The organism is Aromatoleum toluclasticum ATCC 700605, from assembly GCF_000378245.1.
GTDB lineage: Bacteria > Pseudomonadota > Gammaproteobacteria > Burkholderiales > Rhodocyclaceae > Aromatoleum > Aromatoleum toluclasticum.
Genome location: NZ_KB899497.1, coordinates 189614 through 211926 on the forward strand (window position 1 = coordinate 189614; position 22313 = coordinate 211926).

At 67.0% G+C, this 22313-nt stretch carries 21 protein-coding genes; 15 read left to right on the forward strand and 6 right to left on the reverse strand.

The features are described 5' to 3' along the window. Window positions 1-98 precede the first annotated feature (98 nt). A complete protein-coding gene (locus F464_RS0113765; RefSeq protein ID WP_018990406.1) occupies window positions 99-530 on the reverse strand; it encodes an Lrp/AsnC family transcriptional regulator in 432 nt (143 codons plus the stop codon). A gap of 166 nt (window positions 531-696) precedes the next feature. On the opposite strand from F464_RS0113765, the gene F464_RS0113770 reads away from it, so the two are divergent. From F464_RS0113770 to F464_RS0113810, 9 genes are all read left to right on the forward strand, one after another. After that, on the forward strand, window positions 697-1878 hold the full coding sequence (locus tag F464_RS0113770) for a KamA family radical SAM protein (protein ID WP_018990407.1): 1182 nt from the start codon (window positions 697-699) through the stop codon (window positions 1876-1878). A 9-nt stretch (window positions 1879-1887) separates the two neighbouring features. Continuing rightward, the gene (kdd, locus tag F464_RS0113775; protein WP_018990408.1) at window positions 1888-2925 is read left to right on the forward strand and encodes an L-erythro-3,5-diaminohexanoate dehydrogenase; all 1038 of its coding nucleotides are present in this window, start codon (window positions 1888-1890) and stop codon (window positions 2923-2925) included. Beyond that, window positions 2918-3991 (forward strand): lysine 5,6-aminomutase reactivase subunit KamB, encoded by a 1074-nt coding sequence (gene kamB / locus F464_RS0113780; protein ID WP_018990409.1) that lies wholly within the window; start codon window positions 2918-2920, stop codon window positions 3989-3991. Before kdd ends, kamB begins: the two co-directional genes overlap by 8 nt. Continuing rightward, window positions 3988-5535: a lysine 5,6-aminomutase subunit alpha gene (kamD, locus tag F464_RS0113785; protein WP_018990410.1), complete on the forward strand. Its 1548-nt coding sequence runs from the start codon at window positions 3988-3990 to the stop codon at window positions 5533-5535. Before kamB ends, kamD begins: the two co-directional genes overlap by 4 nt. Window position 5536: 1 nt before the next feature. After that, window positions 5537-6301, forward strand: coding sequence for a lysine 5,6-aminomutase subunit beta (kamE, locus tag F464_RS0113790; RefSeq protein ID WP_018990411.1), 765 nt, complete (start codon window positions 5537-5539; stop codon window positions 6299-6301). Window positions 6302-6311: 10 nt separating this feature from the next. Further along, window positions 6312-6713, forward strand: coding sequence for a 3-aminobutyryl-CoA ammonia lyase (kal, locus tag F464_RS0113795; RefSeq protein ID WP_018990412.1), 402 nt, complete (start codon window positions 6312-6314; stop codon window positions 6711-6713). Between the two features lie 7 nt (window positions 6714-6720). After that, window positions 6721-7536 carry a 3-keto-5-aminohexanoate cleavage enzyme gene (gene kce / locus F464_RS0113800; RefSeq protein WP_018990413.1) on the forward strand — a complete coding sequence of 272 codons (816 nt, stop codon included), beginning with the start codon at window positions 6721-6723 and terminating at the stop codon, window positions 7534-7536. A 207-nt stretch (window positions 7537-7743) separates the two neighbouring features. Next, complete coding sequence (gene hmpA, locus F464_RS0113805; RefSeq protein ID WP_018990414.1) at window positions 7744-8985, forward strand: NO-inducible flavohemoprotein; 1242 nt, start codon at window positions 7744-7746, stop codon at window positions 8983-8985. Between the two features lie 16 nt (window positions 8986-9001). Beyond that, on the forward strand, window positions 9002-9595 hold the full coding sequence (locus F464_RS0113810; protein WP_018990415.1) for an HD domain-containing protein: 594 nt from the start codon (window positions 9002-9004) through the stop codon (window positions 9593-9595). A gap of 9 nt (window positions 9596-9604) precedes the next feature. Here F464_RS0113810 and F464_RS0113815 read toward each other — a convergent pair whose 3' ends face one another. The 4 genes from F464_RS0113815 to rocF all read right to left on the reverse strand — a co-directional run bounded on the left by F464_RS0113815 (window position 9605) and on the right by rocF (window position 14343). Beyond that, window positions 9605-11467 (reverse strand): potassium transporter Kup, encoded by a 1863-nt coding sequence (locus F464_RS0113815; protein WP_018990416.1) that lies wholly within the window; start codon window positions 11465-11467, stop codon window positions 9605-9607. Window positions 11468-11628: 161 nt separating this feature from the next. Further along, the gene (locus F464_RS28530) at window positions 11629-12432 is read right to left on the reverse strand and encodes a flagellar brake protein (protein WP_018990417.1); all 804 of its coding nucleotides are present in this window, start codon (window positions 12430-12432) and stop codon (window positions 11629-11631) included. Window positions 12433-12596: 164 nt separating this feature from the next. Then, on the reverse strand, window positions 12597-13205 hold the full coding sequence (locus F464_RS0113825) for a hypothetical protein (protein ID WP_018990418.1): 609 nt from the start codon (window positions 13203-13205) through the stop codon (window positions 12597-12599). A gap of 196 nt (window positions 13206-13401) precedes the next feature. After that, window positions 13402-14343, reverse strand: coding sequence for an arginase (rocF, locus tag F464_RS0113830; protein WP_018990419.1), 942 nt, complete (start codon window positions 14341-14343; stop codon window positions 13402-13404). A 324-nt stretch (window positions 14344-14667) separates the two neighbouring features. Between rocF and F464_RS0113835 the strand changes: the two genes are divergently transcribed. Next, window positions 14668-15573 (forward strand): DMT family transporter, encoded by a 906-nt coding sequence (locus tag F464_RS0113835; protein ID WP_018990420.1) that lies wholly within the window; start codon window positions 14668-14670, stop codon window positions 15571-15573. A gap of 12 nt (window positions 15574-15585) precedes the next feature. Here F464_RS0113835 and F464_RS0113840 read toward each other — a convergent pair whose 3' ends face one another. Further along, a complete protein-coding gene (locus tag F464_RS0113840) occupies window positions 15586-17163 on the reverse strand; it encodes a sigma-54-dependent Fis family transcriptional regulator (RefSeq protein ID WP_018990421.1) in 1578 nt (525 codons plus the stop codon). 353 nt (window positions 17164-17516) lie between these two features. Between F464_RS0113840 and adh the strand changes: the two genes are divergently transcribed. The 5 genes from adh to F464_RS0113865 all read left to right on the forward strand — a co-directional run bounded on the left by adh (window position 17517) and on the right by F464_RS0113865 (window position 22313). After that, entirely contained in the window at window positions 17517-19037 is a 1521-nt protein-coding gene (gene adh / locus F464_RS0113845; protein WP_018990422.1) for an aldehyde dehydrogenase, read from the forward strand. A 186-nt stretch (window positions 19038-19223) separates the two neighbouring features. Further along, on the forward strand, window positions 19224-19505 hold the full coding sequence (locus tag F464_RS0113850) for a DUF779 domain-containing protein (protein ID WP_018990423.1): 282 nt from the start codon (window positions 19224-19226) through the stop codon (window positions 19503-19505). A 229-nt stretch (window positions 19506-19734) separates the two neighbouring features. Next, complete coding sequence (locus tag F464_RS0113855) at window positions 19735-20727, forward strand: ABC transporter substrate-binding protein (RefSeq protein WP_018990424.1); 993 nt, start codon at window positions 19735-19737, stop codon at window positions 20725-20727. Continuing rightward, a complete protein-coding gene (locus tag F464_RS0113860; RefSeq protein ID WP_018990425.1) occupies window positions 20727-21548 on the forward strand; it encodes an ABC transporter permease in 822 nt (273 codons plus the stop codon). Before F464_RS0113855 ends, F464_RS0113860 begins: the two co-directional genes overlap by 1 nt. Beyond that, a complete protein-coding gene (locus F464_RS0113865; RefSeq protein WP_018990426.1) occupies window positions 21549-22313 on the forward strand; it encodes an ABC transporter ATP-binding protein in 765 nt (254 codons plus the stop codon).

The window sequence follows — 22313 nt, forward strand, 5'->3', positions numbered from 1 at the left end:
CGCCACTATTGCAGTCGGGCGGGATTGGCGGCGCCCCTGAAGAACGAAGGGTGGCTGCCTCACCGCTCTCGGCTCGGCTTGGGCGCAAGTGGCGCGGATCAGCCCGGTCGGTCCAGCTTCGTCGACAGCAGGATGGTCGAGAAGGTATCGACCACGCCCCGGATCGCCCGCACGCGGTCGATCACGGCGTCGAGCTCGTGCGTGGTCTCGGTTTCCAGCATCCCGCACAGGTCGTAGCGGCCGCTGACCGAGTAGAGCTTGGTGATCTCGTGGCGCTTCTTCAGCGCGCGCACGACGTCCGGCTCGTTCTTCGATTCGATTGAGATCAGCACCATCGCCTGGATCGAGCGCGTCGACTGCGGCTTTGTCACGCTGACCGTGTAGCCGCTGATCGTTCCCGAGTCTTCCAGCGCCTTCAGGCGCAACTGCACCGTGCTGCGCGCGCAGCCGAGCGCCTGCGCGATCTTCACGACGGGCAGGCGGGCATTCACTTTGAGCAGCTCGATGAGCTGGCGGTCGAGTTCGTCCATGGGTTTTGCGGGGTAAAAATCAGTTTGTCCGAACGTCGGTCATTTTGACCGATTTGCCGGCATATTCAAAGTCACTTTGCCCGTTCAGACCGGCGCAGCCATTCCCTAAACTCGTCTTCGTCAGGCCCCCGCGCCACTCATAACGACGAACAAAAGGGACAGGAACATGCTGCAAAAAGTCGCGATCTCTCCGCGCGTGCTGCGCACACGCGCCGAACTGGAAGCCTACGACCCGGCGTCCGAGTCCTGGCAGAAGCAGTTCGCCCGCCGCTATACGCACCACTCCGAGCTGAAGGACGTCCTGAACAACATGGAGGACGTGAACGGCACCGTGTACGAGAAGTTCGCCGTGTCGATCACGCCTTACATGGCGCAGCTGATGGACCCGAACGACCCGAACTGCCCGGTCCGCCTGCAATATCTGCCGTCGCGCCACGAGGAGCAGAAGCCCGGCTTCCACACCCTGCTCGACGAGCTGGGCGAGGAGGGCGACACCGTTCCCGGCACCAGCGTCGTGCACCGCTACCCGCGCCGGGTGCTCTTCCTCGTGTCGAACACCTGCTCGACGCTGTGCCGTTTCTGCACCCGCAAGCGCATGGTGTCGCAGCCGGCCGGTTCGGTGCACAAGGACGAGATCGAGCGCTCGATCGACTACATCGCGAGCAATCAGGACATCGACGACGTGCTGCTGTCGGGCGGCGATCCGCTGACCTTCGACGACGAGCGGCTCGACTACATCCTCGGCGCGATCCGCGAGCGTGCGCCGCACGTGCGCTTCCTGCGCATCGGCTCGCGCATGGTCGTGCAGCTGCCGACGCGCGTGACGCCCGAGCTGTGCGCGATCCTCGAGAAGCACCGCGTGCAGATGGTGAACATCCACATCAACCACCCGAAGGAGATCACGCCGCTGTTGCGCGAGCGCGTGAAGCTGATCCAGAAGGCCGGCATCATGATGGGCCTGCAGACGGTGTGCCTGAAGGGCGTGAACGACGACGTCGAGGTGCTGCGCGAGCTCTTCATGCAGGCGATCGAGATGGGCGTGCGGCCGTATTACGTCTATTCGACCGACATGGTCGAGGGTGCGCATCACTTCATCGTGCCCTACCACCGCATGCTGGAGCTGTACGAAGGCATCCGTGGCTGGATCAGCGGTCCCGCGGTGCCGACCTTCGTCGTCGACGGCCTGGGCGGGCTGGGCAAGCTGCCGATCATCCCGACTTATGTGACGGAGGAGATCCGGCGCGACGGCCAGGGCACGACGATCAAGTGCCGCAATTACAAGGGCGACACCGTCGAGATGCCGGGGCTGGGCCTGGACTTCCGCGTCCCGTCGCAGAGCCGCGCGTAAGGGGGCGACATGAAGCATGGTTCCCCCTACGGCACGCACCGCGTCGTCGAGCCGCAAGGCGTGCTGCCGCAAGGCGCATGGAAGATCGACAACACGATGTCGCTCTGCGACAACGAGATCCTGATCGATGTCGCGGCACTCAACATCGATGCCGCGAGCTTCACGCAGATCAAGACCGAGGCCGAGGGTGACCTCGACCGCATCGCGGCCATCGTGCGCGACATCGTCGGCCAGCGCGGCAAGATGCACAACCCGGTGACGGGCTCGGGCGGCATGCTGATCGGCCGCGTCGCGGCGATCGGCCCGAAGCTCATCGGCAAGACGGACCTGAAGGTCGGCGACAAGCTCGCGACGCTGGTGTCGCTGTCGCTGACGCCGCTGCGCATCGACGCGGTCCGCGCCGTGCACGCCGACAAGGATCAGATCGAGATCGACGGCCAGGCGGTCCTGTTCGAGACGGGCCTGTATGCGAAGCTGCCGGACGACATCCTGGAGAAGGTCGCGCTCGCGATCCTCGACGTCGCCGGTGCGCCGGCCCAGACCGCGCGCCTCGTGCGTCCGGGCGACACGGTCGTGGTCGTCGGGGGTGGCGGCAAGTCCGGCACGCTCTGCACCTACGAGGCGAAGAAGCGCGTCGGCCCCGCCGGCTGTGTGATCGGCGTGTCGCCCTTCGACAAGGACTGCCGCCGCATGAGCGAGCTCGGCTGGGTCGATCACGCGCTGCGGGCGGACGCGACCGATGCGGTGGGGATGATGGAAGCCGTGTCCGAGCTCACCGGCGGGCGCATGGCCGACGTCGTGATCAACTGCGTGAACATCCCGAATACCGAAATGGGCAGCATTCTCGCGACGCGCGACGGCGGCAAGATCTACTTCTTCTCGATGGCGACAAGCTTCACCGCTGCGGCGCTCGGGGCCGAAGGCGTGGGCAAGGACGTCGAGATGATCGTCGGTAACGGCTACGCGAAGGACCATGCGGTGTTCGCGCTGGAATTGCTGCGCGAAAGCCCGGTGCTGCGGCATCTGTTCGAGACGCTCTATGTCTGAGGCCGCGGCCATGACCGGGAGCGCGCTGTGGCGCGAGATCCGTGCGGCCGGCATGACGACGCTGGCGGTGATGGGGATGACGAAGAACACCGGCAAGACCGTGTGCCTGAATCATCTCCTCGCGCAGGCGCACGCTCATGGCACGACGGTCGGCATCACCTCGATCGGGCGCGACGGCGAGGACCGCGACCAGGTGTTTTCGATTCCGAAGCCGCCGGTGCTCGTGTGGCCCGGCAGCCTCGTCGCGACCGCGCGCGACACGCTGCTGCGCGCGAAGGTTCGCTGGAAGCAGATCGGCACGACCGGCATCGACAGCCCGATGGGCGAGATCCTGATCGTGCGCGCGCTCGACCATGGCGAGATGGAGATCGCCGGCGCGTCGCGCAGCTCCGATCAGCAGAAGGTGATCGGGATCCTGAAGGGTTGCGGCTGCGCGCTGGTGCTGCTCGACGGCGCGCTCGGGCGCAGCCACCACGCCTCGCCCGCGATCGCGGACGGCGTCGTGCTTGCGACCGGCGCGGCGATCGGCGGCGGTATTCCCGACGTGATCCGCAAGACGCGCGACCGGCTCGCGATCCTCGGCATTCCGGCTGTGGATGAAGTGCTTGTCGCGCGTTGTGAACACGTGTTCGCACACGGCGGCATCGGCGTGTGGAACGGCGCTGGCGAAGTCGTGTTCGACGCGCGTATCCCGACGCTCAACGCCGCACCGACGCTGCTCGGCCTGCACGATCCCGCGACGATCGCCGTCAGCGGAGCGGTCGGCCGGGCGCTGTGGCACGCGCTGAAGACGCTCGCCGCGCGCCATCCCGGCCTCACCGTCGTCGTCGCCGACGGCACCAAGCTCTTCGTCGATGCGAACGACGTCGCGGGCTTCACCGCAATGGGCGCGCACCTCGCAGCGTTCAGGCGCATCCGCATCGCCGGCATCACCGTCAACCCGTTTTCGCCGCTCGGCGGCAGCTTCGACGCGGGGGACTTCCTCGACGCGGCACGCCGGGCCTTCCCCGATCACGTCGTCGCCGACGTGATGCGCGAGGAACAGACCGAAGGAGTTCTTGAATGACCCGACTCAATCTCGACCAAGGCCAGATCGACCGCGCACGCGAATCGGCGCGCCGAATCGCGCATCGCGTGTTCGACGAGATGAGCCAGTACACGACGACCACCGTGGAGCGCGCGACGCTGCGCCTGATGGGCGTCGATGGCGTGGACGACAACCAGATTCCGCTGCCGAACCGCCTGGTCGCGCATCTGCAGGAGCAGAAGCTGCTGCCGCACGGCGCCGCGGCCGTCGTCGCCGGGGCGATGGAGGAACATGGCCTCACCGCTCAGCAGGTCGCCGAAGCGGTGGCCGCCGGCAAGCTCGTGCTCGCCGCGCCGAAGCACGACAAGGCTGCCCGCAAATCCGCTGAAGCGATTGCCGCGAAGACCTGCGATCACATCGCCGCCCAGCGCTCACTTCGCGCACAGCAGATCGACAAGGTCGGCGAGGCGCGCACGCCTTGGCTCTACCTCATCGTCGCGACCGGCAACATCCATGAAGACATCGTGCAGGCGCGCGCCGCCGCGGAGCAGGGCGCCGACATCGTCGCGGTGATCCGCTCGACCGGCCAGAGCCTGCTCGACTACGTGCCCTATGGCGCGACCACCGAAGGCTTCGGCGGCACCTACGCCACGCAGGAGAACTTCCGCCTGATGCGCGCCGCGCTCGACGAGGTAGGCGCCAAGATCGGCCGCTACATCCGCCTGACGAACTACTGCTCGGGCCTGTGCATGCCGGAGATCGCGGCGATGGGGGCGATGGAGCGTCTCGACATGATGCTCAACGACTCGATGTACGGAATCATCTTCCGTGACATCAACATGAAGCGCACCTTCATCGACCAGTTCTTCTCGCGCATGGTCAACGCCTACGCCGGCATCATCATCAACACCGGCGAGGACAACTACCTGACCACCGCCGATGCGTTCGATGCTGCGCACACCGTGCTCGCGTCACAGCTCATCAACGAGCAGTTCGCCTACATCTCGGGCCTGAAGCCCGACCAGATGGGCCTCGGCCACGCCTTCGAGATCAACCCGGACCTCGAGAACGGCTTCCTGTGGGAAGTCGCCCACGCCCAGCTCGTGCGCCAGGTCTTCCCGGAAGCGTGTCTCAAGTACATGCCGCCGACCAAGCACATGACGGGGAACATCTTCCGCGGCCACATCCAGGACGCGCTGTTCAACGTCGTCAGCACGCTCACCGGGCAGAACATCCACCTGCTCGGGATGATGACGGAAGCGATCCACACGCCCTTCATCCAGGACCGCTTCCTCGCGATCCAGAACGCGAAGTACGTGTTCGGCACGATGCGCGACCTGCACGACGAAGTCGAATTCAAGGCGGGCGGGCGGATCGAGTCGCGCGCCCAGCAGGTGCTGGCCGAGACCGTCGGGATACTGGCCGACATCGAGAAGATCGGCCTGCCGGCGGCGATCGGCCGCGGCACCTTCGCCGACATCTCGCGCACGATGGAGGGCGGCAAGGGCCTGGACGGCGTGATCGCGAAGGCCTCCGACTACTACAACCCCTTCCCGGATCTGATGCTGGCGGGAGCGAACTGACATGAGCGAACACCTCACCAACCAAATCGCCGAAAACTGGGTGAAACCCTACGGCGACACGATGAACGACGGCCGCGTGCAGCTTTCCTTCACGCTGCCGGTCGCGCTCGACGAGAACGCGAAGGAGGCCGCGCGCCAGCTCGCGCTGGAGATGGGGCTCGACGAGCCCGCCGTCGTCCACGCCGAGGACATGGGGCAGGGCTTCTCGTTCTACGTGCTGTACGGCCAGTGCAAGCACCGCGTCGACCTCTCGCGCATCAAGGTCGCCAAGCCCGAGTTCGAGACGCTCGACAAGGAAGCGATCGACGCGCTGATCGCGGACAAGATGGGCCGCAAGATGGTCTTCCTCGGCGCCTGCATCGAGACCGACGCCCACACCGTCGGCATCGACGCGATCATGAACATGAAGGGCTACAACGGCCACAAGGGGTTGGAGAGCTACCACGAGGTGTGCGCGATCAACATGGGCGCGCAGGTCGACTCCGAGGAGCTCGTCGCCCGCGCGATCGAGGAGCAGGCCGACGTGATCCTCGTGTCGCAGGTCGTCACGCAGAAGAACATCCACCTCGACAACCTCACGCGCCTGTCCGATCTCCTCGAAGCCGAGGGCATCCGCGACCGCGTGATCCTCGTCGTCGGCGGCCCGCGCATCACGCACGAACTCGCGAAGGAGCTCGGCTACGACGCCGGTTTCGGCACCAAGTCGTACGCGGAGGATGTCGCGTCCTTCGCGATCAACGAATGGATCAAGCGCCACGCTGCATAAGGGAGACAACATGAACAACGAAATCACGAGCATGATCCGCCTGCGCATCGGCGCCCACGACGCCCACTACGCCGGCAACCTCGTCGACGGCGCGAAGATGCTGCAACTCTTCGGCGATGTCGCCACCGAACTGCTGATCCGCAGCGACGGCGACGAGGGCCTCTTCGTCGCCTACGACAGCGTCGAATTCCTCGCCCCGGTGCGTTCCGGCGACTACATCGAGGCCACCGGCCGCATCGTCTCCATGGGCAAGACCTCGCGCAAGATGGTGTTCGAGGCACGCAAGGTCATCATGCCGGCCGGCGTCAAAGGCCAGCCTTCGGCCTGCGACGTGCTGCCCGAACCGCTCGTCGTTTGCCGCGCGTCCGGCACCTGCGTAGTGCCGACCGAGTGCCAGCGCAACATGCGTTGAGCGCGCCATGGACAAGCTGATCATCACCGCGGCGCTCACCGGCGCCGAAGTCACCCGCGAACAGCAGCCCGCGCTGCCCATCACGCCCGACGAGATCGCGCGTGCCGCTGCGGAGTGCGCGGCGGCGGGCGCCTCCATCGTCCACGTCCACGCCCGCCGCCCCGACGGCACGCCGACGCAGGACAAGGCGATCTACGCCGAGATCATCGACAAGATCCGCGCGCGCTGCGACGTGATCGTGCAGGTGTCGACCGGCGGCGCGGTCGGCATGACAGCTGCCGAGCGCCTCGCGCCGGTCGAACTGCGCCCCGAGATGGCGACGCTGTCGATGGGTTCGGTGAATTTCGGCGATGACGTGTTCCTCAATCCGCCGGCCGACATGGAGCACTTCCTCCACACGATGAAGGAACTGCGCGTCAAACCCGAGTTCGAGATCTTCGACGCCGGCATGCTGCACAGCCTGCAGCGCTGGGTGAAGAAGGGGCTTGTCGATGACCCTGTTCATGTCGACTTCGTGCTCGGCATCCCCGGCGCGATGGCCGGCACGCCCGACTCGCTGATGTTCCTGCGCTCACAACTGCCGGCGGAGGCGACGTGGACAGTCGCCGGCATCGGTGCCGCGCAGCTGCCGCTCGGCGCGATGGCGATTGCGCTCGGCGGGCATGTGCGCGTCGGCTTCGAGGACAACGTCTGGTACCGGAAGGGGGTGCTCGCGACCAGCAACGCCCAGCTCGTCGCGCGCATCGCGCGCATCGCGAAGGAGATGGAGCGGCCGCTGGCGACGCCGGACGAGGCGCGGGAGATCCTGGGCATCACGCGCTGAGCGCGCCGCAGGGCAGGGAGGCGCTCGCGGTCGCAACAGATGGTCGCCTCGACCGATTGTCCGAGGGGCGGTCGCCGGGGCGTGGGAGGATGGACCTTGTGCCGATTTCCTTTCGGGCGCTGCGCCCGCTTGCGAGCGCAAGGACTTGCGTGTACGCTCGCGGCCGAAAAGATGCAAAAAATATGAATCTAATAGGAAACACCCCCAATGGCTTCAAAGCGTACGATCGAACTCGTCCAGGCAACCGTTCCCGCACTGCAGGCGCACGGCCTCGCGCTGACGACGCATTTCTACACGCGGCTGTTTGCGCACGAACCCGAACTCAGGAACATCTTCAACCTCGGCAACCAGGCGGGCGGGCGGCAGCAACAGGCGCTCGCGCAGGCGGTGCTCGCCTACGCCCAGAACATCGAGAACCCGGCGGCGCTGGCCCCAGTCGCATCGCGCATCGCGCACAAGCATGCGAGCATCGGTATCCGCGCCAAGCACTATCCGATCGTCGGTCGCCACCTGCTCGCGTCGATCCGCGAAGTGCTCGGCACCGCGGCGACCGAAGAGATCATCGCCGCGTGGGCCGAAGCCTACGGCGAGCTCGCCGACGTGCTGATCGCCGCCGAGGCCGAGCTCTACCGCGCGGCGGCCGCGGCCCCAGGTGGCTGGGACGGTTGGCGCGAATTCGTCGTCGAGCGCAAGGAAAGCGAGAGCGAGCTGATCACCTCCTTCTACCTGCGCCCGGCCGACGGCGGCGCGCTGCCGCCCTTCGTGCCGGGGCAGTTCGTCAGCCTCGTGCAGTACATCCCCGAGCTCGGCCACGAGCAGATCCGCCAGTACAGCCTGTCCGAAGCGCCCAACACCCGCTATTTCCGCATCTCCGTCAAACGGGAAGGCCAGGATCCGCAGGGCGCCGTGTCGAATCGCCTGCATGACGCGGTCAATGTCGGCGACCGCGTCCGCCTGTCCCCGCCCTACGGCGACTTCTACCTCGACGAGGAGCGGACCACCCCTGTCGTCCTGGTCAGCGGCGGCGTCGGCCTGACGCCGATGATCAGCATGCTGAACGCGCTCGCGCAGACCACGCGGCGTGCGATGTTCGTCCACGGCGCGCGCAACGGACGCGTGCATGCGCTCAAGGGACACGTCGAGCAACTCGCGGCCGAACATGCGCATGTCGAGCATGTCGTGTTCTATGACGCTCCGGACGCGACGGACGTCCTGGGGCGCGACTACCACTTCGAGGGCGTCGTCGATCTCGAACGCGTGCGCGGCAGGGTCGAACTCGCCGATGCCGACTACTACCTGTGCGGTCCGCTGCCCTTCATGCTGAAACAGCGCGACACGCTGCTCTCGTGGGGCGTGCCGGCCGGCCGTGTCCATTACGAAGTCTTCGGGCCGGACCAGATCGTGACCGCGCCCAAAGGGCTGGTAGACTCCGTGGCGCTCGCAGCTTGATGGAGACCGCAGCATCGTGAACCTGCACGACCTCGAACGGCAACTGGCCTTCCTGAAGGAGATCGACCGGCTCAAGAGCGTCGTGCGCCTGTCGCCGCTGATCGACCGTTCGCGGCGCGAGAACAGCGCCGAGCATTCGTGGCATCTCGCGTTGTACGCGCTAGTGCTGGCGGGGCATGCCGCGGGCGAGGTCGACGTGATGCGCGTCGTGAAGATGCTGCTGATTCACGACATCGTCGAGATCGATGCGGGCGACGTGCCTTTCCACGTGCCTTCGACGCACGCGGGCCAGGCCGAGCGTGAACGGCTCGCCGCCGAGCGCATCTTCGGCCTGCTGCCCGATGCGCAGGCAGCCGAATTCCGCGAGTTGTGGTTCGAGTTCGAGGCGGCCGAGAGCGACGACGCGAAATTCGCCAAGGCGCTCGACCGTTTCCAGCCGATGCTGCACAACGCCGCCACCGACGGCGGCACCTGGGTCGAATGCGACGTCACGCTGGAACAGGTCGAGGCCCGCTGCCGCCCGCCCATCGAGCGCGGCGCGCCGGCACTGTGGGCGGTGGCGGCGCAGCTCGCGGAAGCGCACTTCCGCGAACCGCCGCAGGAGCCGTAACGAAGGCCGCTAGATCACGAGCTGCGTGCCGAGCTCGACGACGCGATTGTTCGGGATGCGGAAGAAATCCGTCGCGCTGGTCGCGTTCTTCGACATGAACGCGAACAGGCGCGCGCGCCACGGCGCGATGCGGCTGCGGCTCAGGCGCGGGATCACCGTTTCGCGCGACAGGTAGAAGGTCGTCTCCATCATGTCGAAGGGCTCGCCGAAGCGGCTGCAGTGGTCCAGCGCGCTCGGGATGTCCGGGTCTTCCATGAAGCCGTAGCGCAGGACCACGCGGATGAAACCCTGCTTCAGGGGGTGCAGGTAGATGCGATCGAGTTCGCTGACGTAAGGCGTGTCGGCGGTCTGTACCGTGACCAGCACGACGCGTTCGTGCAGCACCTGGTTGTGCTTGAGGTTGTGCAGCAGCGCGGCGGGCACTCCGTCCTTGGCGCTGGTCATGAAGATCGCCGTGCCGTGCACGCGGTGCACGCTGCCTATCATCGCCGTGAAATCGCTCATCGACAGCCCCTGCCTGGCGATTTCCTCCTGCACCAGGCCGCGTCCGCGGCGCCAGGTCGTCAACACCGTGAAGGACACGAGTCCCATCGCGATCGGGAACCATCCGCCCTGCGGGATCTTGATCGCGTTGGCGGCGAAGAAGGCGATGTCGACGGCCAGCAGCGAGCCGGCGACTAGCGCGACGAGCAGCCGGTTCCAGCGCCACAGCAGGATCATCACGAAGGCGATGAGCACGGTGTCGATCATCATCGTGCCTGTGACGGCGATGCCGTACGCGGCGGCCAGGTTGGACGAACTCTGGAAGCCCAGCACCAGCGCGATCACGGCGAGGTAGAGCGTCCAGTTGGTGAAGGGCACGTAGATCTGCCCTTCCTCCTGGCCCGAGGTATGCACGATCAGCATGCGCGGCAGAAGGCCCATCTGCACGGCCTGGCGCGCCACCGAGAAGGCTCCGGAGATGACCGCCTGCGAGGCGATCACCGTCGCGAGCGTCGCGAGGATCAGCATCGGAATCATGGCCCACGTCGGCCCGAGGTGGAAGAACGGGCTTTCGATGGCCGCCGGCTCGTTCAGCAGCAGGGCGCCCTGGCCGAAGTAGTTGAGCACCAGGGACGGCATCACGAAGCCGAACCACGCGAGGCGGATCGGGAAGGGGCCGAAGTGGCCCATGTCGGTGTAGAGCGCCTCGCCGCCGGTCACCGCGAGCACGACCGCGCCGAGGGCGAGGAAGGCAAGGGCGGTGTGCTTGCCGATGAAGTGGAGTGCGTACAGCGGGTTCAGCGCAGCAAGCACTTCCGGGTGACGGATGATTTCCTGCAGGCCCAGCACGGCGAGCACGGCAAACCAGCCCACCATGACCGGGCCGAAGAACAGGCCGACGGCGCCGGTGCCGCGGCGCTGGATCATGAACAGCGCCGTGAGGATGACGACGGTGGCAGGCACGACGAAGGATTGCAGCCCCGGCGCGACGATGCCCAGGCCTTCGACGGCAGACAGCACCGAGATGGCCGGCGTGATCATGCTGTCGCCGTAGAACAGCGCCGCCGCGAACACCCCCAGCATCGACACGACCCAGGTCAGCCGCCGGCTTTTCGCCTTGTCGACGATCAATGCCAGCAGCGCCAGCGAGCCGCCTTCGCCACGGTTGTCGGCCCGCATGATGATCAGCACGTACTTGAGCGTCACCAGCACCATGATCGACCAGAACACCATCGACAGGATGCCGAGGATGTTCTCGGGGGTGACGGGGATGGGATGGTGGCCGTTGAAGATTTCCTTCAGGGCGTAAAGCGGACTCGTGCCGATGTCGCCGAACACCACGCCGATCGCGCCGACCGTGAGGGCCGGCAATGCCTTGCGCGAATGCATGCGCTAAATCCTGTGTTGTTGTTTTGGGTGCAGCGGGCGCATTGTAAGACGACGACAGGCGAGGCGGCGCACCGGCGGCACCGCGGGCCGGATGTCCCGACAAGCGTCGGGTCGCCGTCGCTGGGGGGGCGGGCTGTGGCTGCTGACGAGTCTTCGCCGCGCTACACGATGCTCGCGGGGTTCTCGATGATCTGCTGATACACGAGCCCCTTGATCACCATGTGGTCGCCCGGCTGCAGATGGCCGAATTCGAGCCCGCAGCGGTACATGGCGGCGGCGCCCGACGGTTCCCGGTCGTCGATCCGGGCAATGCTGACGATCCTGGCTTCGATGCGCAGGCCGGTGTCGACATCGTGCACGCGGGCCGCGAAGTCGAGGCGCACGGAATCGCCCGGCGCGCCAGGCGGGCGCTCCGCGGCGAGGAGCATGCCCGTCGAGCTGATGTTTTCGAGGATCACGTCCTGCGATTCGCCGCCCTCCGCAGCGCACCGGGCCGCGAGGCGCACGCGCACCCGCGTCGATTTGCGGATTTCGCTGCCATGCACGACGTCGGGGAAGGACAGGTGCAGATAGTCGAACGGCAGCCGGCAGGCGCGCAGTACCGAGCAGCGGAAAGCGAATGCGCTCTGGCGCGAGAAGGCGCGCACGATGAGCAGGTCGTTCTCCACGAGATTCACGCGCTGGCCGCCGCGCGTGGGGGTCGTGACGATCAGGCTGGCGGCCTCGACGTAGCCCACGGTGCGGACGAAGACCTTGCCGACGCCCATATGCGCGGGACATTCGACCTGCAGCCGGTCGCCGACCAGGAGGTGCATGTCGCGGAACGGGAAGAGCTTGCGCGGCGGGCTGTTGATTTCGGGACCTGAAGCGGTCGCGGCAGTTTGCGCCGCAGCGGCCGAATCGGTATCGATGCCGGTGTCGCCACCGGCGGCCACGGGGTTCTGAACGGTCGGATTCAGTGCCATGACAAATCGTTCGGGATGTAGACGGGGCACCATAGCATGCGTTGCAGCGGCTTGTCCGCAGGGACATCCGTGCGAGCGTGATCCAGTCTGCATTCCAGGCGCCGGGAAGGTCGTCCCGCCGCGTCGGCGCCGCACGCGCGCCGGCGCATCGGCAACAGACGGCGTCAGTCGGGCTTGTGCGCCTTGTGTGTCGTTTCCGGCGCGTCGTCCTGCCCGTACTGCCGCCGCAGGCGTTCGAGCCCGGCGCGGAAGGCTTCGCCGTCGCCGAAGTCGAAGAAATGGGGGTAGCGGTCGTGCGCCTGGCGGATGCGGCGCGCGTGCTTGATCGGGCACCAGTACTGTTCCGTGCGTGCCGCCACCTCGCGCGTGTAGGCGGCGACGCCGTTGCCGTAGGAGCAGTAGAAGCAGTTGATCTTCTCGATCAGGTTCAGGTAGGGCAGGTCGGTGCGGTCGAACACCATGTAGTCGGAGCGCCGCACCTTGGGGATGCCATACACGGGGAAGCAGATCGCCTGGTACACGGTGACGAAGAGATCCATCAGCAGGAAGGGGATCCAGCCGATGTGGACCACCGGCGCCGTCAGGATCACCAGCAGCCGTGTGCGCCGGAGGTAGCGGAACAGGCCGATCTTGTAGCGCCGCTGCTGGCGCAGGAAGTTGTCGGCGAGCTCCAGCCGTCTGCGCGCCAGTTCCTCGCGGCGTGCGCGGTATTCGGCTTCCAGTTCTTCCTGCAGTCCCTGGATCCGCACCAGCAGTTCGTCGAGCTGCTTCATGGTTCGATTCCGTCCTGGTCGATCCCGCCGATGCCGTCGGCCTGAAGCCGCGTTTCCCTCCACCGGGAGGGGGTGCGTCAGTATCGCCCGAAACGGGCACGCATCGCGTCCATCACTTCCAGAAGATCGGCGACGCGTGTGGCGAGTTCCGGCACGGCGCAGAAATCGCGTCCGCGCGTCGAGGCGAGCCGTCGCCTCAGCGGTTGCCGCGCGTCTGCCGGTGCATGCGCATCAGCGTGCTCTTGCCGAACAGGCTTTCGACGAGGTCGACGGCCAGCTCGGCGGTCATGTTGCGGTGGTCGAGCGCGGGATTGAGCTCGACGATGTCGAGCGAGGCGAGCTGTTCGGTGTCGGCGATCATCTCCATGCACAGCTCGGCCTCGCGGTAAGTCGGCCCGCCGCGCACGGTGGTGCCCACGCCCGGCGCAATCGTCGGGTCCAGGAAGTCGACGTCGAGGCTGACGTGCAGGTGCGTGTTCTCGTCGACGCCGGCGAGCGCCTGTTCCATCACGGCGCGCATGCCGACTTCGTCGATGTAGCGCATGTCGAAGACTTCGACGCCGAGTTTGCACAGAAAGCGCTTTTCTCCCTCGTCGACGCTGCGTATGCCGATCTGGCGGATCTCGGAGGGCTGCATCGCCGGGATGTGGCCGCCGATGCGCGTCAGCACTTCCGGGCCGTGGCCGCACAGGCAGGCGACGGGCATGCCGTGGATGTTGCCCGAAGGGGTCATCGTCGCGGTGTTGAGGTCGGCGTGCGCATCGAACCACAGCACGCGCAGCTTCTTGCCGACGCTGCGGCAATGGCGTGCGACGGCGCTGATGGAGCCGATCGCGAGGCAGTGGTCGCCGCCCATCATCACCGGCAGGCGTCCCGCGCGCAGCTCGGCGTATACCGCCTCGTGCAGGACTTCGTTCCACTGCGCGACCTCGTGCAGGTGACGAAAGCCATCGACCGCGGGCAGGTTGGGATTGGACGGGCCGGCGAGGTTGCCGCGGTCGCGCACGTCGGCGCCGAAAGCGGCGATCGCCGCGTGGATGTCCGCCACGCGCAGGGCTTCGGGGCCCATGCTGGCGCCGCGCGTGCCGGCGCCGACGTCGGTGGGAACGCCGATCAGGCTAACGTTGAGGTTCGTCATGGTCTTGGTCTGCCCCTGTCACGCGTCGTACGCGGCGGTTTAAGGATTCGGTTCGACCGGGCCCGGCGAGGAGTGGTTCGCCGGGCCCGGTCGTAGCGTCACGGCCCTGGTCGATGCCGTTTTGCAGGGCCGAACTTTGACGGATGTGGCCGTCAAACAGAATCGACAATGTTGTATCGAAATGCCATCAATCTGGCGAAATGGCAGGGTTGATTGGCGATTTGTCCAAAACGGGCATTTTTGCATCGCCAGCGACGCCTGCGGCTCGGGTATAAAGTCGCGTCGCCCGGTTCGCGGCGATATGCATTGTATGGGAGCAGGTGAATGAAGCGCGCGCAGGCCAACGGACTCCTGCTGGTTGCAGCACTGATCTGGGGGACGGCCTTCGTCGCCCAGCAGACGGGCATGCGCGACGTCGGCCCCTTCACCTTTACCGGCGTGCGTTTCCTGTTCGGTGCCGTGGTGATCCTGCCGTTGGTCGCGCGCGAGCTGCGCCGGCTCGGGCGGCGCGGCATATGGCTGGACGGTCGCGACCTGGCGGGCGGGCTGGCGCTCGGTGTGGTGCTCTTTCTCGGCGCGGCCTTGCAGCAGATCGGCATCGCCGGCACCACCGTCAGCAACGCGGGCTTCCTGACTGCCCTGTACGTGCCGCTGGTGCCCGTCGCGAGCGCGCTGCTGTTGCGTGAGCGCCTGCACTGGTCGGTGTGGCCGGCGAGCGCCGGCTGCCTCGGCGGCACCTTCCTGCTCGGCGGCGGCAGCCTCTCGGCGCTGTCGACGGGCGATCTGTGGGTGATCGCGAGCGCGCTGTTCTGGGCCGCGCACGTGATGGTGGTCGGGCGGGTCGCGGCAAGGCGCGGCGCCCCGATCACGATCGCGTTCCTGCAGTTCCTGATGTGCGGCGCGCTGGGCATGGTCAGCGGGTTTTCGTTGGAGGTCGTCAGCGTCGATGCGCTGGAGCGCGCACTGCCGTCGATCGCCTATGCAGGCATCCTCTCGGTGGGGCTGGGCTTCACGCTGCAGGTGGTGGCGCAGCGCCACACGCTGGCGGCCGACGCGGCGATCCTGCTGAGCTGCGAGACGCTGTTCGCGGCGATCGCCGCGCGCATCTTCGTCGGCGAGGTGCTCACGTCGATGCAGCTGCTGGGCGGCGCGCTCATCTTCGCGTGCGTGATGGCGATCCAGTTGCTGCCGCTTGTGCGTGCGCGCAGCGAGGCGGTGCAGCCGGCCTGATCCCGCGCGGGCTCAGGCGGCGTTCTCGAACAGTTCCGGCGGGATGTCCTCGGGGCACAGCTGGCTGGCCTCGTCCCCCATCAGCGCGAGCATGAGGCGCAGCTGGTTGCGCAGTTCGCGCAGGTTGCCCGGCCAGAGGTGGCGGTGCAGTAGCGCAAGCGCGTCGGGGCACACGTAGATCGGTCGCCCGCCGCCGGCCTCGCGCACGAACCGGCGCACGAGTTCGTCGAAATCGTCGCGCTCGCGCAGCGGCGGCAGGCTGATGATCCGGCCGCCGGCCGCTTCGAAGTTGCGCAAGTCGAGGCGTCCTTCGCGGCGCAGTTCGGCGAGCGGCCGCCGTGCCGTGCCGATCACGCGGGCGCGGCTGCCGTCATGGGCATCGAAGAGCCGCGCCTGCAGCGTGGCGGGCAGGGCGTCGATCTCCACGAGGAAGAGGATGCCGTTGGCCGCCTGCGTCCAGGCGCGGTCCAGTTCCGCCTCCGCGGCTTCCCCGGCGGGCAGGGCGGTGCAGTCGATGCCGATCAGCGGTGCGTCCACGGTCGGTTTGTGGTCTTCATGGAACGCGCGCACGAGGTGCGCCTTGCCGGTCCCCATTTCGCCTTCGATCAATAGCGGCATGTTTTCTGCGGCGCAGTCGCGTAGCGTTTCGACGATGCGCGTCATGCGCTCGTCGCCGTGGCCGATCGCACCCAGGCGGGAATCGTCGCGGCGGGCCGTTCCGGCGCGCGGTGCCGCGTCGGCGTGATGCCGCAAACGCAGGCTGGCGCGGGCGATGAGCGTGCGGCCGTTCAGGTCGTAGAGGGGAAAGGGCGCGTCGGGCGCCTGCGCTGCCCATCCGACCAGGCTGTTCCACGGCGTCGCGAAGCAGGCCTCATAGGTCGCCGCGGGACGTCGTGCGTCCAGGCCGAGCATTGCGCGCGCCTTGCGATTGCTCGCGACGAGCCGGCCGCTTTCGTCGAACACGACCAGCGCGTGCAGGGGGTCGCCGAGCGCGTCGCGGCGCGTGTGGAAGTGCAGGACGATGAAGCCGTCGTCCAGCGTTTCGAGCAGACGGTGCTCGATCAGCTCGGCCGTCGTGCGCAGCAGTGCCTCGGCATGGGTGAGGTTCTCGTGCGCGTCCGACGACACGTCGAGGATGCCCAGCATGCCGCCGGTCGGCGCGAGGATGGGTGTCGCCACGCAGGTGAGGATGCGGTTGCGCGCAAGGTAATGCTGGTCGCCCTGCACCGTGACGACCGTTCCTGCGTGCAGCGCGGTGCCGATCGCGTTCGTGCCCATCGTGGCTTCGCTCCAGTCGACACCGGGCCGCAGCGCGACGCGGGTCGCGCGGTCGAGGAAATCGGTGTGGCCCAGCGCGCTGAGGATCATGCCCTGGCGGTCGGCCAGCAGCACCGTGGATGAGGGACTGCCGATCTGGCGGTACAGGCCTTCGATCATCGGGCGCGAGAAGGCGAGCAGGCGGTTGTTCGCCGCGATGCGGTCCGTGAGTTCGCCCGGCGCGAGCGCCGTGTCATTGAGCGGTTCGTCGGGCCGCAGCCCGTGCTCGCGGCTGCGTTGCCACGATGCGACGAGCGTTTCCGGCGGAGACATGGGGGGTGAAGCTTCCATCATGGAAAGCCACGAAGCATGAATCATTCCCCCTGCGTGGAACCAAGGCATCGCACGAGGTTCGTCGGCGACGACGGGCGTGGTGGCACAGGCGGATCTGTCACGCATCGGAACAGGTGTTGTCTTGTTGAGCAGGTGACGACAGGGCCGGGCACGCAGGGGAGCGATTGCCGGGAATGCCGGATCGCGGGCGCAAATGATTGTGTTCAAAAGGGAAATCGTTCCCGGAATGGATGTTCGGCGGCGCTGGCACGCGCCCTGCGGAAGGGATGGCGACGCGAGACAGCGTTTCGACCAATCGACACACAATCGACACACTTCTGGAGACGAGTTCAATGATCTACGAGATGCCCGGCCAGGCAGGCGCCAAAGTCCAGTTCAAGACGCGCTACGACAACTTCATCGGCGGCAAGTGGGTGGCCCCGGTGCGCGGCCATTATTTCGAAAACATCACGCCGATCTCAGGCAGGCCGTTCTGCCAGGTTGCCCGCTCGACCGAGGAAGACATCAATCTCGCCCTCGATGCTGCCCACGCCGCAGCCGACAAGTGGGGCTGCACCTCGGCTGCCGATCGCGCCAACATCCTGCTCAAGATCGCTGACCGGCTGGAAGCCAACCTCGAAATGCTGGCCTACGCCGAGACCGTCGACAACGGCAAGGCGATCCGCGAAACTCTGAACGCCGACATTCCGCTGACGATCGACCATTTCCGCTACTTTGCGGGCTGCCTGCGCGCTCAGGAAGGCGGCATTAGCGAGATCGACGAGCACACGGTCGCGTACCACTTCCATGAGCCGCTGGGCGTCGTCGGCCAGATCATTCCGTGGAACTTCCCGATCCTGATGGCGGCGTGGAAGCTTGCCCCGGCCATCGGCGCCGGCAACTGCGTGGTGCTGAAGCCCGCCGAATCGACCCCGGTCAGCATCCTGGTGCTGGTCGAACTGATCGCCGACCTGCTGCCCCCGGGCGTGCTCAACGTCGTCAATGGCTTGGGTCGCGAAGCCGGCATGCCGCTGGCGACCAGCAAGCGTATCGCCAAGATCGCCTTCACCGGTTCCACCGCCACCGGCCGCGTCATCGCGCAGGCCGCGGCGACGAACCTCATTCCGGCGACGCTGGAGCTCGGCGGCAAGTCGCCCAACATTTTCTTCGAGGACATCGCGGCGGCCGATGACGCCCTCTTCGACAAGGCGGTCGAAGGCATGGTGTTGTTTGCCTTCAATCAGGGCGAAGTGTGCACCTGCCCGTCGCGCGCGCTGATCCAGGAGTCGATCTACGACAAGTTCATGGAGCGCGTGCTGGCTCGCGTCAAGGCGATCAAGCAGGGCAGTCCGCTCGATACCGCGTCGATGATGGGCGCGCAGGCCTCGACCGACCAGATGAACAAGATCCTGTCCTACCTCGATGTGGGCAAGCAGGAAGGCGCCGAACTGCTGATCGGCGGCGACCGCGCCCGTCTCGGTGGCGAACTGGCGGAGGGCTATTACATCCAGCCGACCTTGTTCAAGGGCCACAACAAGATGCGCATCTTCCAGGAAGAGATCTTCGGGCCGGTGCTGGCCGTGACGACCTTCAAGGACGAAGCGGAAGCGCTCGAGATCGCCAACGATACCCCGTACGGCCTCGGTGCCGGCGTGTGGTCGCGCGACGGCAGCACGGCTTACCGCATGGGTCGCGCCATCAAGGCCGGCCGCGTATGGACCAACTGCTACCACGCCTACCCGGCCCATGCCACCTTCGGCGGCTACAAGGAGTCCGGCATCGGCCGCGAAACGCACAAGATGATGCTCGACCACTACCAGCAGACCAAGAACCTGCTGGTGAGCTACAGCCCCAACGCGCTCGGTTTCTTCTGAGCGCGGAGTCAAAACCTCGCGCTCGGTTTCTTCTGAACGCGTTGCCGGGACGCGCGTCCGGGTTCTTCCGGGCGCCGTGTGGCTCTGTGTCTTCTCTCCCTCTCTTCCGTCCACAACGGATGAGGTTCACGGGCGGCTCCGGCCGCCCGTTTTTTTTCTCACCTCGTGGCGTGCAAGGAGTGAGTCATGGTCCAGCGTGTCATCGCCACTGAAAGTGCCGATAATCTGATCGAACGCCTGATCGTGAAGCACGGCCCCGCGGATATCCTGCTCGGCGAGATCCGCGGCAGCCCTTTCTACATCAGCCGCGCACAGTACGAATACTGGAAGCACACGCAGCTGATCATCGATGTTGTCGAAGGCCGCGGCGGGATGTTCTCGCTCGAAGGGCCCGCGGGGCTGACCTTCCTGACGCGTTCGCGCCCGTTCGCGGACGAGGAACTCTCGCTCCTCGCGAACGAGGGCTGATCATGCACTATGCTTGAAGCGGATGTTCGATCCAGCGGAAGTGCCCGCGATGCGCCGTTTCCCGGTTCGATGTTCCAAAATGGAGCAACTGCTCCATTGCGGAACATGCGACTTGCGGCAAGGTATATCGCGACCGCGCCGCAAGGCTGGATCGAATCCTGCATTGGTACCATGACCGTCCCCGGCTCGATCCGGCGGACGCTGACACAATAACGATGGAGACGATTCAATGCTGCGACCCTTTGCGCGTGTATGCCTGGCGGCGGCCGCTCTCTTCGCCTGCCTGATCGCCCCGGTACGTGCGGCCGACCCGGCGCTGATCCGCATCGGCGTGCTGCAGTACGGCACCGTGAGCTGGGAGCTCGAGGTGATGAAGCGGCAGGGCTACGCCGAGCGCGAGGGCGTGCGCATCGAGGTTGTGCCGCTGGCGCAGAAGGACGCCGCGAACGTCGCCCTGCAGGGCGGGGCGGTGGACCTCATCGTGAACGACTGGATCTGGGTCGCACGCCAGCGCGCCGAAGGGCGCGATTTCGCCTTCGTGCCGTATTCGCGTGCGGTAGGCGGGATCATGGTGCGCCCGGACGCCAACGTGCGTGCGCTCGCCGACCTGCGCGGCCAGCGCCTGGGGGTTGCCGGCGGCGCACTGGACAAGAGCTGGCTGCTGCTGCGCGCATACTCGCGCAAGACCCTTGGCGAGGACGCCGCGACGCTTGTGAAACCGGATTTCGGCGCGCCGCCGCTTCTGAACGCGCTGATGCTCAAGGGCGAGCTGCCGGCGGTGATGAACTTCTGGCACTTCTCGGCGCGCCTGCGCGCGGCCGGGATGCGCGAACTCCTGTCCCTCGACGACGTCCTCAAGGGGCTGGGCGTCGACGGCGAACTGCCGATGATCGGCTGGGTGTTCCGCGAGAACTGGGCAACGAAACACCGCGCGGCCTTCGAAGCCTTCCTCCGTGCCGGCGCCCAGGCGCGCCGCCACATGCGGGAATCGGATGCGGTATGGGAGGAACTGCGCCCGCTCACGCGCGCCGAGGACGACGCGACGCTCGTGGCCTTGCGCGACGGCTTCCGCGCCGGCATCCCCGGCGAGGACATCGCGCAGGCCGAACGCACTGCGCAGCGCGTGTTCGCGATCCTCGCCCAGGAAGGCGGGGCGGAGCTCGTCGGAGCCGCTACCGCACTGCCCGGCGGAACCTTCTGGCGCGCGGGCGCCTCGCGCTGATGAAGGCCGGACTCGATGATGTCGCCGCCTGGCACTCGCCGGCCGTCCCCGTGCGGCGCGCGATGAAACGCCGCGGCCCACGGGGCGAAGGCTTGCTGCGCGCGGCCTCGCTGCTTGCCTTCCTCGCGTTGTGGCAGCTCGCCGCGTGGTTTTTCGCCAGTCCGACGCTGCCGCCCCCGGCCACCGTCTTCGCGCGCATCGCCGCCGAGACCGCCTCGCTCGCGCTGCCCACGCATCTCGCCATCACGCTCGCGCGCGTCGCTGTCGCGTTCCTTCTGGCGCTGGCGATCGGTGCCGCGATCGGCATCGCCATGGGGCGCTGGCGCCGGCTCGATGCGCTGCTCGACGGCTGGCTCGTGCTCGGGCTCAACATCCCCGCGCTCGTCACCATCATCCTGTGCTACGTGTGGTTCGGCCTCAACGACACCGCCGCGATCGTCGCCGTCGCGCTCAACAAGATCCCCACCGTCGTCGTGACCGTGCGCGAAGGTGCGCGCGCCGTGGACGCCCGCCTGATGCAGGTCGCCCACGCCTACCGCCTGCCGCGGCTGCGCACCTTCACCCACGTCTATCTGCCCCAGCTCGTGCCTTACCTCATGGCCTCGGCGCGCGCGGGGCTGTCGCTGATCTGGAAGATCGTGCTGGTCGTCGAACTCCTGGGCCGCAGCAACGGCGTGGGTTTCCAGCTCAACATGTTCTTCCAACTCTTCGACATTGCCGGCATCCTCGCCTACACGCTCGTGTTCGCGGCGGTCGTGCTCGTCGTCGAAGCGGCCGGCCTGCGCCCGCTCGAACGGCGGCTCACGCGCTGGAGAACCTGAATGCTCGACATCGCCATCGACCGCAAGACCTACCCCGACCGCGCCGGCGCCCCGCACCTCGCGCTCGCTGGCCTGCGCCTCACGGCCGCTCCGGGCGAGTTCGTGTGCGTCGTCGGCCCCTCGGGCTGCGGCAAAAGCACGCTGCTCAACGTCGTCGGCGGCCTCGACCATGACGTCGAGGGCCGCGTGCGGCTCGCGGGAGCCGACACGACGCACGACATCGGCTTCATGTTTCAGGAGCCGCGCCTGATGCCCTGGCTCACCGTGCTCGACAACGTGCTGCTGGTCACCGACGCGAGCCCTGCAGCGCGGCGGCGCGCGCGCGAGCTCCTCGCCGCAATGGGCCTCGGCGACGTGCTCGACGCCTACCCGGGACGGCTCTCCGGCGGCATGCAGCGCCGCGTCGCGCTCGCACGCGCCTTCGTGATCGAACCGAAACTCCTGCTGATGGACGAGCCCTTCGTGTCGCTTGACGTGCCCACCGCCAACCGCCTGCGCACGATGCTGGTCGAGCAGTGGCAGCGCTCGGGTGCGACCGTGCTCTTCGTCACCCACGACCTGCGCGAAGCCTTGGCCCTTGCCGACCGCATCTGCTTCCTCTCGGCCGCCCCCGGGCGCGTCGTGCTCGATCGCACCCTCGCGCTCGCACGCCCGCGCGCCCCCGACGATGCCGCGGTTCAGGCGCTGCACGCCGAGCTCCTCGCCCAGCATCCGGAGCTCCTCGCGGGCCTCACGAGCGATGCGGACGTCACCCAGGATGAATGA